Source organism: Spirosoma luteolum (assembly GCF_054778875.1).
Window position 1 is genome coordinate 237412 of the sequence record NZ_BAAGZE010000023.1, and the last position, 12377, is coordinate 249788.

At 55.4% G+C, this 12377-nt stretch carries 12 protein-coding genes; all 12 read left to right on the top strand.

The window, feature by feature from the left end; translation table 11 throughout:
* The first annotated feature begins 92 nt into the window (after positions 1 to 92).
* The 12 genes from ACYVAC_RS21240 to ACYVAC_RS21295 all read left to right on the top strand — a co-directional run bounded on the left by ACYVAC_RS21240 (position 93) and on the right by ACYVAC_RS21295 (position 12320).
* Entirely contained in the window at positions 93 to 2261 is a 2169-nt protein-coding gene (locus ACYVAC_RS21240; protein WP_461099823.1) for a T9SS type A sorting domain-containing protein, read from the top strand.
* Between the two features lie 218 nt (positions 2262 to 2479).
* The gene (locus ACYVAC_RS21245) at positions 2480 to 2851 is read left to right on the top strand and encodes an NADH-quinone oxidoreductase subunit A (protein ID WP_461099824.1); all 372 of its coding nucleotides are present in this window, start codon (positions 2480 to 2482) and stop codon (positions 2849 to 2851) included.
* A gap of 63 nt (positions 2852 to 2914) precedes the next feature.
* On the top strand, positions 2915 to 3460 hold the full coding sequence (locus ACYVAC_RS21250; RefSeq protein WP_461099825.1) for an NADH-quinone oxidoreductase subunit B: 546 nt from the start codon (positions 2915 to 2917) through the stop codon (positions 3458 to 3460).
* A gap of 74 nt (positions 3461 to 3534) precedes the next feature.
* Positions 3535 to 4035, top strand: coding sequence for an NADH-quinone oxidoreductase subunit C (locus ACYVAC_RS21255; RefSeq protein WP_461099826.1), 501 nt, complete (start codon positions 3535 to 3537; stop codon positions 4033 to 4035).
* 104 nt (positions 4036 to 4139) lie between these two features.
* Positions 4140 to 5372 carry an NADH dehydrogenase (quinone) subunit D gene (gene nuoD / locus ACYVAC_RS21260; protein WP_461099828.1) on the top strand — a complete coding sequence of 411 codons (1233 nt, stop codon included), beginning with the start codon at positions 4140 to 4142 and terminating at the stop codon, positions 5370 to 5372.
* A gap of 72 nt (positions 5373 to 5444) precedes the next feature.
* Positions 5445 to 5945, top strand: coding sequence for an NADH-quinone oxidoreductase subunit NuoE (gene nuoE, locus ACYVAC_RS21265; RefSeq protein ID WP_461099829.1), 501 nt, complete (start codon positions 5445 to 5447; stop codon positions 5943 to 5945).
* 6 nt (positions 5946 to 5951) lie between these two features.
* On the top strand, positions 5952 to 7292 hold the full coding sequence (nuoF, locus tag ACYVAC_RS21270; protein WP_461099830.1) for an NADH-quinone oxidoreductase subunit NuoF: 1341 nt from the start codon (positions 5952 to 5954) through the stop codon (positions 7290 to 7292).
* Positions 7293 to 7367: 75 nt separating this feature from the next.
* Complete coding sequence (locus ACYVAC_RS21275) at positions 7368 to 8453, top strand: NADH-quinone oxidoreductase subunit G (protein ID WP_461099831.1); 1086 nt, start codon at positions 7368 to 7370, stop codon at positions 8451 to 8453.
* 56 nt (positions 8454 to 8509) lie between these two features.
* Positions 8510 to 9676: an NADH-quinone oxidoreductase subunit NuoH gene (gene nuoH, locus ACYVAC_RS21280; RefSeq protein WP_461099832.1), complete on the top strand. Its 1167-nt coding sequence runs from the start codon at positions 8510 to 8512 to the stop codon at positions 9674 to 9676.
* Between the two features lie 76 nt (positions 9677 to 9752).
* Entirely contained in the window at positions 9753 to 10316 is a 564-nt protein-coding gene (locus ACYVAC_RS21285; RefSeq protein ID WP_461099833.1) for a NuoI/complex I 23 kDa subunit family protein, read from the top strand.
* A 49-nt stretch (positions 10317 to 10365) separates the two neighbouring features.
* A complete protein-coding gene (locus ACYVAC_RS21290; protein WP_461099834.1) occupies positions 10366 to 10920 on the top strand; it encodes an NADH-quinone oxidoreductase subunit J family protein in 555 nt (184 codons plus the stop codon).
* Positions 10921 to 11141: 221 nt separating this feature from the next.
* Positions 11142 to 12320 carry an acetyl-CoA C-acyltransferase gene (locus tag ACYVAC_RS21295; protein ID WP_461099835.1) on the top strand — a complete coding sequence of 393 codons (1179 nt, stop codon included), beginning with the start codon at positions 11142 to 11144 and terminating at the stop codon, positions 12318 to 12320.
* The last annotated feature ends 57 nt before the right edge of the window (positions 12321 to 12377 follow it).

Consider the following 12377-nt stretch of genomic DNA (forward strand, 5'->3'; position numbering starts at 1 on the left):
TCCGTTAAAATAGATCAGTAAGGTCTGATTATTGTACTGGGACACTTCAGTCGCCCAACCTATTGGTAAAGCAGACTGTATCGCATCATTCCATGAAAAACAACTACATGTTGCATCTATGCCGGTGCTTTGTCTTCGGCCTGGTGAGCCTGTCGGGCTCGGCCTGGGCGCAGACAGACAACCAGCTGATCAAGATTACCTATCCGGTTAGCCGGGCCGTTTTCCAGCGCGAAAACGACAATAGATCAACGATTTACTTATCAGGCAACTATTACCAGCCCGTCGACAGCGTGCAGGCGCGGGTGGTAGCCGAAGTAACCGGACAGGGATTCAATACGGCCTGGACAACCATTCAGCGCAACCCACAGGGTGGCATTTTTCAGGGTGCTATCCGGGTGCAGGGTGGCTGGTATCGGCTCGAAGTACAGGGATTTGCCGGTGGCAATGTTATCAGTACTTCCGTTGTCCGCAAGGTAGGAGTCGGCGAAGTATTCATTATTACCGGCCAGTCCAACGCACAGGGATTCCAGAATTTTGGCGCTACGGGTGCAGCCGATGACCGTGTCAACTGTGTGACCTACGACAACAGCAAGGCCAACTCGCTGGCCGATCCGCCAGCCCCTAGTTTTCAGCAACTCAATGCAACAGCCCTGATCGGTCCTCGCGGCCAGAGTGCCTGGTGCTGGGGGGTTCTGGGCGACCTGATTGCCAAACAGTATAATGTACCGGTGCTGTTTATCAACACGGCCTGGCAAGGTACCGTTATTCACAACTGGAAAGAAAGCTCCGACGGTCAGATCACCAAGAACATTTTTGCGCTGGGCACCCCCGACGAGAATTTTCCGACTGGCATGCCTTACGCCAACCTGATTATAGCCCTGCGCTACTACGCGTCGCTGCAGGGCCTGCGGGCGGTACTGTGGCAGCAGGGCGAAAACGACAACGTTCCGCTCAACTCGTCGCGGCAGACCTACGCCAGCAATATGCAGTATCTGGTCAATAAGACCCGCGCCGACACCGACCGCTATCCGGCCTGGGTACTGGCCCGCTCGTCGTATAACTCGGGTAAAGTTAGCCAGGACATCATTCAGGCTCAGAATGACGTTATTAATACCTACAATAACAACGTATTTGCGGGACCCTTTACCGACAACATTCAGATCCCGCGCTTCGAAGGCAACGTTCACTTTGGCAACAAGGCGGGCGACGAGGGGCTGGTAAAGCTGGGGCAGGCCTGGTTCGAAAGTCTCAACGCCGTATTTTTCACCATATCGCGACCCTCGCCCCCCTTACCTCAGCCTTCGGTTACGGTAGCCTGTAACACGGCCAACAACGCGCTAAATGTATCATTGCCCGGTCTGTATAGCAGTTATACCTGGCAAACGGGTCAGCGCACCCAGGCAATCACCGTCAACAGACAGGGTACCTACCAGGCCACGCTGAAAGACAAGTTCGGTAACACCTTCCTGTCGCCAACGGTCGATGTCCAAACTGCCATTCAGCCCACCGTTCCTACCCTGTCGCTGGCCAGTCAGCCCACGCAGCTCGCAGCCACACAGCAGCAGGTTTGTGCCGATTCGGTACTTAATCTGGTAGCCAACACAACCGCTGGCAGTACGGCCCTCTGGAGCAATGGCTTCTCGGGCCGGTCACTGGCAGTTGGCACATCCGGCACCTACAGCGCGCAGTCGATCAATGTATATGGGTGTAAGTCGACACAATCGGCCCCCATCACCCTCACCGTACGGCCCAAGGTACCTGCTCCAACCATCGAACAGGTCGGTACTTACTCGCTACAGGCAACCCTCCCCACCCTTACGGGTGCCCAGCTGGATCAGTTCGACTGGCGCCGGTCGGGAACGGTTGTTCCCCAGACCACGCCCGTCATCAAAGTAGTGGTTACGGCCAGCTATTCGGCCCGTACCAAATCGACGTTCACCATCGACAATACCAACAATCTGACCTGCTACTCTGACTTCAGCAGCGTCCGCGAATTTACGTTCGACCCCAGCCTGGGTGGGCTGAGTGCGTATCCGAACCCGACCACAACGGGTCAGGTAACGCTCGAAACCATCGAGAACCTGCTCGACGCGCAGATCACGGTATTTTCGCTGACGGGTAAACTGCTCGCCAGCTACACGGTGCCCGTGTTCGATGAACGCAAAGCCGTCGATCTGTCGAACCTGCCAACCGGCACCTACATCATCCGGGTCAAGTCGGCCAGCTTCGATGTTTCGCGCCGGGTCATCGTCAGCCGGTAGTACGCCTGTCCGTCTTATCCCGAAAAGCCTTCATCAGAGGGCTTTTCGGCGTTTATGAGCCACAGACCGGACCCGACCGGCGCAAACCGGGGCGCGACTTGGCCAATTGCCTGGTTGCGCGTATTTTTGACTATTGTATCGACAAACCATCGAGCAACAACTACAGGGGTCAACCGGTTTTATCCTTACCTTTGATCCGCGTATTTCCCAATCGTATCATGAATGCAACCTATGTACCCGCCGACTACTTGCCGGTGCTGATTCAAATGGGTCTGGCCCTGGGCTTCATCGTTACCACGATGCTGGTCACGCACGCCATTGGTCCCAAGCGTCACAGCCTCAAAAAAGACGATCCGTTTGAGTGCGGCATTCCGGTACAGGGTGACGCCCGAACCCCCATCTCGATCAAATATTTCCTGATCGCCATCCTGTTCGTTCTGTTCGACGTGGAGGTTATCTTCCTGTACCCCTGGGCCGTTAACTTTAAAGGCCTCGGCCTGGCTGGCTTCATCGAAATGGTACTCTTCATGGGTCTGCTGCTGGCTGGTTTTTACTACGTTATCCGCAAGGGCGTTTTAAAGTGGGAATAGCCATCCGGGCGAATCTAAACCCGGATTTGTCTGTTAATCAAGTAGACAATTATTTCGCTGTGTATGGCTTCTGATATTAAGATAGTTGAAGGTCCCCCCAGCTACGAGGGTGCCGGCTTTCAGGCTACATCATTTGATAAAATCATTGGGCTGGCCCGGGCCAATTCGCTGTGGCCACTGCCCTTTGCTACATCCTGCTGCGGCATCGAATTCATGTCGACTATGGCATCGACCTTCGATCTGGCCCGATTCGGGTCGGAGCGGCCCAGCTTCTCGCCCCGGCAGGCTGATATGCTGCTCGTAGCCGGCACCATCGCTAAGAAGATGGGACCGGTCGTGAAGCAGGTTTATCTGCAGATGGCCGAGCCGCGCTGGGTTATCGCTATCGGTGCCTGCGCATCGAGCGGTGGCATTTTCGATACATACAGCGTGTTGCAGGGTATCGATCGAATTATTCCCGTCGACGTTTACGTACCGGGTTGTCCGCCACGGCCGGAGCAGATTCTGGACGGAGTTATGCAGGTGCAGGAACTGGCCAAGAATGAATCGCTCCGTCGGCGTAATACCGAGGAGTATCAGAAACTGCTGAATTCGTACAATATCCAATAGCGAAGCAGCAGCACTCCGGTTCGGGCCCGCCCCTCGCCGGCCGAACCGGAGTGCTGCTCACCAACTCCCCCATTATGCTGACCAACGAGCAAGTTGCGCAGATCCTCATTAACCAGTTTGGCGATTCCGTAAGCGATTTCGACGATCCGTATGATCTGCTGACGCTGTCGACCAGCCGGGACCAAATTTATCCGCTGATTTCGTTCCTGAAGAATGATCCAACCCTGCAGGTTGGCTTCCTGACCGACGTTACGGCTATTCACTATCCCGACTCGCCCGGTCGGGAATTCTGCGTTGTTTACCACCTGCACAGCCTGAGCCACAACTTTCGGCTGCGGGTAAAAGTATATCTGACCGCCGACGACGTGCATATTCCAACGGTGACCCCGCTGTTTGCCGGTGCCAACTGGATGGAACGCGAAACCTTCGACCTGTTTGGCATCATCTTCGACGGTCACCCCGATCTGCGTCGGATTCTGAACATGGAAGAAATGGACTATCATCCGATGCGGAAAGAATACCCGCTTGAAGATGGTACCCGGGAGGATAAGATTGATGCCTTGTTTGGCCGATAGAACCTGTGTAGCGTTTTCGGTTGTCCCGTTGTAATGTTTAGTCAGTACTCTAAACTTTACGACTCCACAACTTTATAACACTATACCCTTACAACTTCACTCGCATGATTTCCGAAGAACTCGATATAAACAAGCAAAACCTGCCTGCCGAACAGGGTCCGGTCCAGTACGTCAACGAACTGACAACCCTGAACCTGGGGCCCACCCACCCGGCAACGCACGGCATTTTCCAGAACGTCCTCCAGATGGACGGCGAGAAGATCGTGTCGGGTGAGCAGACAATCGGCTATATTCACCGGGCGTTCGAAAAAATTGCCGAACGGCGGCCCTTTTACCAGATTACCACCCTGACCGACCGGATGAACTACTGTTCATCGCCGATCAACAACATGGGCTGGCACATGACGGTGGAGAAGCTGCTGGGCATCGATATTCCCAAGCGGGCACAATATATCCGGGTCATTCTGATGGAGCTGGCCCGTATTGCCGACCACATTATCTGCAACGGTATTCTGGGTGTCGACACGGGGGCGTTTACAGGCTTCCTCTACATCTACCAGGAACGCGAAAATATCTACGAGATTTACGAAGAGATCTGCGGAGCCCGCCTGACCACCAATATGGGTCGGATCGGGGGCATGGAGCGCGACCTGTCGCCGACGGCCATCCGCAAGATCAACGAGTTTCTAAAACGGTTTCCCGGCGTGTTGCGGGAGTTCGAAAACCTATTCAACCGCAACCGGATCTTTATGGACCGGGTGGTCAACGTGGGCGGCATTTCGGCCGAGCGTGCGCTGAGCTACGGCTTCACGGGGCCTAACCTGCGGGCAGCCGGCGTCGATTATGACGTGCGGGTCATGAACCCCTACTCGTCGTATCAGGATTTCGAGTTTGATATCCCGGTGGGGCAGAGTGGCGATACCTACGACCGCTTCATGGTGCGCAACGAGGAGATGTGGCAAAGCCTGCGCATCATTCAGCAGGCGATGGATAACCTGCCCGAAGGATCGTACTATGCCGACGCGCCCCAGTACTACCTCCCCCCCAAACAGGAGGTGTACAAAAACATGGAAGCGCTGATCTATCACTTCAAAATTGTGATGGGCGAAATCGATGCTCCCGTGGGCGAGGTGTACCATTCCGTTGAAGGCGGTAATGGTGAGCTGGGTTTCTACCTCATCAGTGATGGCGGTCGCACCCCCTACCGCCTGCACTTCCGCCGGCCGTGCTTCATTTATTACCAGGCCTATCCGGAAATGTGCAAGGGCCTGACCCTGTCGGACGCTATCGTTATCATGAGTAGCATGAACGTGATCGCCGGCGAACTGGATGCGTAGCAGTGGTACGTTCGTTGATTAGCCCGTGGCAGCCATGGGCTGATCAACGGGCCGACAATTCCCATAGTATTCATGACAACTGAGACCAACAATACTGTAGTGTTTACGCCGGAACGGCTGGCCGAAGCCCAGTCGATTATTGCCCGGTATCCCGCTGGCAAACAGAAATCGGCGCTGCTGCCATTGCTCCACCTGTTGCAGGAGCAGGAGGGCTGGACGAGCCCCGAAGGTATGGACTACGTAGCGCGGATGCTCGACATTCAGCCGATTGAGGTGTACGAGGTAGCCACGTTTTACACCATGTACCACCTCGAGCCCGTTGGTAAACACGTGATCGAGTATTGCCGCACGGGCCCCTGCTGCCTGATGGGTGGCGAAGACGTGCTGGCCCACCTGAAACAGCGGCTTGGTATCGAAACCGGTCAGACCACGGTCGACGGTCGGTTTACCCTGAAAGAAGTAGAATGTCTGGCGGCCTGTGGCATGGGCCCTGTATTTCAGATTCGTGAGCAGTACTACATGCATCTGACCAACGACCGCGTTGACGAAATCATTGACGAGCTGTCGAAATAAACGCACATGGCAACCAAAATCTTAACTGAACACATTAACGTTCCGGGCATCGAAACCTTCGATGTGTACCGGCAACAGGGTGGTTATACGGCGGTTGAAAAGGCGCTGAAGACTATGACGCCCGAAGGCATCGTCGAAGAGGTAAAGAAGGCCGGTGTGCGCGGCCGGGGCGGTGCCGGTTTTCCAATGGGTATGAAGTGGAGTTTTCTGGCCAAGCCCGAAGGCGTTCCCCGCTACCTGGTCTGCAACGCCGACGAATCGGAGCCGGGAACGTTTAAAGACCACTACCTGATGAAAAACATCCCCCACCTGCTCATCGAGGGGATGATTATTTCATCGTTTGCACTCGGCGCCAATACCTCGTTCATCTACGTTCGGGGTGAGCTGATGTACGTCATCAAGATTCTTGAAAAAGCCATCGCCGAAGCAAAAGCGAAAGGTTTTCTGGGTAAAAATATCCTGGGCTCGGGCTACGACCTCGAACTGGTCGTTCAACCCGGTGGTGGCGCCTACATCTGTGGCGAAGAAACAGCCCTGCTCGAATCGCTGGAAGGCAAGCGTGGCAACCCGCGCAACAAGCCGCCGTTCCCGGCGGTCAAAGGCCTCTACCAGAGCCCAACGGTTGTGAACAATGTCGAGTCGATCGCCACTACGTCGTGGATTGTCAACAACGGGGGCGATGCCTACGCAGCCATTGGTATTGGCCGCAGTACGGGCACCAAGCTGATTTCGGCATCGGGGCATATCAACAAGCCGGGCGTCTACGAAATTGAACTGGGCCTGCCGGTCGAAGATTTCATTTATGCCGATGAGTGGTGTGGCGGTATCCGGCCGGGCCACAAGTTCAAGGCCCTTGTAGCCGGCGGCTCGTCGGTTCCCATCCTGCCCGCCAATCTGGCGCTGCATCTGGCCAACGGCGACAAGCGGCTGATGAGCTACGAGTCGCTGTCGGAAGGCGGTTTCCAGACCGGCACCATGCTGGGTTCGGGTGGCTTTATTCTGTTCGACGAAACCTCGTGTATCGTTCGGAACACCTGGAATTTTTCGCGGTTCTACCACCACGAGTCGTGCGGTCAGTGCAGCCCCTGCCGCGAAGGAACGGGCTGGATGGAGAAAGTACTCCACCGCATCGAGCACGGCCACGGCCATCAGCAGGATATCGATCTGCTGGTCGATGTAGCGAAGAAAATCGAAGGCAACACCATCTGCCCCCTCGGCGATGCCGCTGCCTGGCCCGTGGCCAGCGCCATCCGGCACTTCCGCGATGAGTTTCAGTGGCACATCGACCACCCGACCGAAGCTACCCAGCCGGGAGCCGTGTACCGGGGCGAGATGGCCTTAGTTTAGTAACCAGTTCAGCCGGCTGCTCCCAGCCAGCTTCAGATCACGATTAGAAACGGTCTGATTCACCGTTTGACAAATATGGAAGACGTAAAGCCGCAGTTATTGACCGTAACGATCGATGGTATTGCCGTTGAGGTAGAGCCCGGAACGACCATTTTGCAGGCCGCCCGTAAGATTGGGCCGGAGGTAGCTCCTCCCGCCATGTGTTACTATCAGCCCCTCAAAGGCAGCGGTGGTAAATGCCGCGCCTGTCTGGTGCGGGTAGCCGCCGGTTCGGCCAAAGACCCACGCCCCATGCCTAAGCTGGTGGCGTCGTGTTTGACAGCCGTTCAGGATGGTATGGTCGTCGAAAACACAACCAACCCGCAGGTAATCGACGCCCGCAATGGCGTTGTGGAGTTTTTGCTACTGAACCACCCCCTCGACTGCCCCGTTTGTGATCAGGCCGGCGAGTGCGACCTGCAAAACTTTGCCTTCGATCACGGTAAAGTGACGACCCGCTACGAAGAAGACCGGCGGACGTTTGAAAAGCGCGATATCGGCCCTTATATCCAGTTGCACATGACGCGCTGCATCCTGTGCTACCGCTGCGTGTATACGGCCGATCAGATTACCGAAAAACGCGTGCACGGCGTGCTAAATCGGGGCGACGCTTCCGAGATCAGCACCTACATCGAGAAAGCGATCGACAACGACTTCTCGGGCAACGTGATCGACGTATGTCCCGTTGGAGCCCTGACCGACAAAACGTACCGCTTTAAAAACCGGGTGTGGTTCACCAAACCCGTCGACGCGCACCGCGATTGCCCGACCTGCTCGGGCAAGGTAACGCTCTGGTACCGGGGCGACGAAGTGATTCGGGTTACGGCCCGTAAAAACGAGTGGGGTGAAGTCAATGACTTTATCTGCAACACCTGCCGCTTCGAGAAGAAAAAGACCAGCGACTGGACGATTGAAGGCCCTACCAACGTATCGCGGGCTTCGGTCATCAGTGCCAACAAGTACCGCGCCGATACCGTGAAACCATCGTTTGGCCAGCGCCTGGCCGCTGCCGAGTACAAAGCGATCGATGATAAACGGGACACGTCGCAGCTGGGTATTCAGCAGCTTCCACCCGAGCGGTTTGCCCCCGTGCTGCCCTCGGCCATGGACCCCGAACCCTGATCAGACGCCGGCTGACTGGCCGGTGTGCCAACCAACGACAACTTAGTTAACCAGCAATGGCATTACCCATATTACTCACCAAAGGGCTGATTATCCTGGTCATTTTCGGGATATCGCTCCTGATCGCCACTTACTCGACCTACGCCGAGCGTAAGGTAGCTGCCTTTCTGCAGGACCGTCTGGGCCCAAACCGGGCGGGTCCGTGGGGATTGCTGCAGCCCATTGCCGACGCCGGTAAGCTGTTCTTCAAAGAAGATTTCATTCCAGCTCAGGCCAGCAAATGGCTGTTTATTCTTGGTCCGTCGCTGGCCATGCTGACCGCCCTGATGTCGAGTGCGGTTATTCCGTTTGGCGACAGTATCCGCTTCATGTGGGACAACGTTCAGTACGACGTAAACCTGCAGGGTATTGAAATCAACATCGGCGTTCTTTACATATTCGGCGTTGTATCGCTGGGCGTGTATGGCGTAATGGTGGGTGGCTGGGCCTCCAACAACAAGTTTTCGCTGCTGGGCGCCATCCGGGCAGCTTCGCAGAACATCAGCTACGAAATTGCGCTGGGCCTGTCCATGATCACGATCCTGATGATGACCGGCTCACTGTCAGTACGGGCCATCGTCGATCAGCAGGCAAGTTTCTTCGAGTGGAACGTGTTTACGCAGCCCCTAGGCTTCATTATCTTCCTGACCTGTTCGTTTGCTGAGTGTAACCGTACCCCCTTCGACCTGCCCGAGTGTGAAACCGAGCTGGTAGGCGGCTACCATACCGAATACAGCTCGATGAAGCTGGGGCTGTACCTCTTCTCGGAGTATATCAACATGTTTGTGTCATCAGCTTTCATTTCGGCGCTTTACTTCGGTGGATTCCACTATCCCTTCATGAACGAAGTAAACAACGCGCTGGAGAATTCGCTGGGTGCCATCACGGGTCACAACCTGGCCACAGCCATCGGTTTTGTGGTCTTCTTCGGTAAGATTCTGTTCTTTATCTTCTTCTTCATGTGGGTTCGCTGGACGCTCCCCCGCTTCCGCTACGACCAACTGATGAACCTGGGCTGGAAAACGTTTATCCCCCTCTCGATTCTGAACGTCGTCATCACCGGTGCCGGTCTGCTTTACAACTTTAAGTACTCGACCTGGCTGATCGTGATCGTCATGGTTGTACTGGCGGTTAGCTCGCAGGCAAAAGCGCCCAAACAGCAGGTTGTACCGCAACGGAGTTAATCAGTTCGTAGCTCGTGGTTTGTCGTTACGACCACAGATCAGGTGAAACGACAAACCACAGACAACACCAACTTATATGCAACTTACCAATCGCTCCAAACAGGTCAGCAATAAAGAAATGACGCTGGCGGAGAAAATGTATCTGCCGGCCGTGATCGGTGGGCTGGCCATTACCATCAGGCACTTCTTCCGCAAGAAACCCACGATCCAGTATCCGGAGGTAAAGAAGTACCTCGGACCTGTCTTTCGGGGCCACCACGTCTTGAAGCGCGATGAGCAGGGGCGCGAGCGCTGCACGGCCTGTGGCCTGTGTGCCGTAGCCTGCCCGGCCGAAGCCATTTCGATGGTGGCGGCCGAGCGGCAGAAGGGCGAAGAAACGCTCTATCGCGAAGAGAAATACGCTGCCGTTTACGAGATCAACATGCTGCGCTGTATCTTCTGCGGCCTGTGTGAGGAAGCCTGCCCCAAACAGGCGGTTTACCTCCGTCACGACCGGATGGTACCTGTTTTCACCGAGCGCGATAACGTCGTTTACGGAAAAGACAAACTGGTTGAGAAGCTGGACGACCGCTATATCCGCAAAAACTCGGAAGTAAAAGCCACGCCTACCGAACCCAGTCTGACCCGGGCGGCTACCTAGCGAACCCGAACCGCCGTTGTGTTTTCTGTTGACTGTACCGAATCAAGCTATGACTGAAACGTTAACGTTTTTAAAATCCCTCAATGCAACCGGGTATCTGTTTCTGCTCCTGACGGTGCTGACGCTGGTCAGTGCCATGGGTGTTGTAACGGCCCGCAATCCGATCTACAGCGTACTGGCCCTGATCGCCACGTTCTTTTGTCTGTCGGGTCACTACATTCTGCTGAATGCCCAGTTTCTGGCCGCTGTCAACATCATTGTGTATGCCGGCGCCATCATGGTACTGTTTCTGTTCACCATCATGTTTCTGAACCTTCGCAAAGAAGATGAAGAAGCAAAGACCAACCTTACCAAAATTGCTTCGGTAATTGTGGGCGGAACGCTGATGGTGATGCTTATCATGATTTTCCGGGCTAAAAGCGCGCAGATGCCGGCTCCCAACGCCATGAACTTCAATGCCAAAACAGGCCTGGTCGAAACGCTGGGACAGCTGCTGTATGGCAGTTATATTCTGCCCTTCGAACTGGCGTCGGTACTTTTCCTGATCGCCATGGTTGGTGCCGTTATGCTCGGCAAGCGCGAAGCCGGTGATCGGCACTTTTAAGCGCACACAGTCACACCTGGTACAAAAACCGCTCCGCCGAGCGGTTTTTTTGTTTACAGGCCGGCCAGGACGCGTACGAAAGCAGTGGCTAAGGCTGAATCACCTGCACGAAATAATAGTATGCTTGCATAATAATTTCGGCAAGTTTTGTAATTTTCCGCTCAGAAAGTAGGTTATTGCGGTAAGTTACCTGCTGAAACAGTTATCAACACAGTACGTTTATGGACGCATACATTGTAGCCGGATATCGCACGGCCGTGGGCAAAGCCCCACGGGGCGGCCTCCGACTGACCCGCCCCGACGACATGGCGGCCGAAGTCATCAAACACCTGCTTGGTCAGGTTCCAGCGCTCGATCCTGCCCGGGTCGACGATCTGATTGTGGGTAATGCCGTTCCCGAAGCCGAACAGGGTATGCAGATTGCCCGCTACATCGCGTTGCTGTCGCTCCCCAACAGTGTCCCTGGCTTCACCATCAACCGGTATTGCGGCTCGGGCCTCGAAGCCATTGCCATTGCATCGGCAAAAATTCACGCGGGCCTGGCCGATTGCATCATTGCCGGCGGTACCGAATCGATGTCGATGGTTCCGGTTATGGGCTGGAAAACGGCGCTCAACTACGAAATCGCCAAAACACATCCCGACTACTACATCGGTATGGGACTCACGGCCGAACAGGTTGCCCAGCAGTTCAACATCAGCCGCGATGCGCAGGATGAGTTTGCTCTGGAATCACACCAGAAGGCACTGGCAGCCCAGCGGGACGGCAAATTCACCGACGAAATCGTACCCATCAAGGTAACGGAGACGTATTTCGACGCGGAAAGCAACAAGAAAAAGAACCGCGAATGGACCGTTGCGCAGGACGAAGGTCCGCGGAAAGATACAAGCGCCGACGGCCTCGCCCGGCTGAAGCCTGTTTTCACCGCGGGCGGATCGGTCACGGCGGGTAACTCATCACAAACGTCCGACGGCGCGGCTTTCGTGATCGTCATGTCGGAGAAACTGGTCAACGAACTTAATCTGAAGCCAGTGGCCCGTATGATGTCGTACGCATCGGCCGGTGTAGAGCCTAAAATTATGGGTATCGGCCCCGTAGCTGCTATCCCCATTGCCTTGCAGAAAGCCGGTATCAAGCAGGACGATATCGACCTGATCGAGCTGAACGAAGCGTTTGCAGCGCAGTCGCTGGCCGTTATTCAGGAGCTTGGTCTCGATCGGAGCAAGATCAACCCCAATGGCGGTGCCATTGCGCTCGGCCATGCTCTCGGATCGACGGGGGCCCGGCTATCGGTACAACTGTTCAACGAAATGCGTCGGCAAGACCTGAAATATGGTATGGTGTCGGCCTGCGTGGGCGGTGGTCAGGGCGTAGCCGGTATTTTCGAACGGCTTAACTAAGTACTGTCAACCTATGATAAGCGGGGCTGCGTGACAGGCCATGGAATAACGCCATGG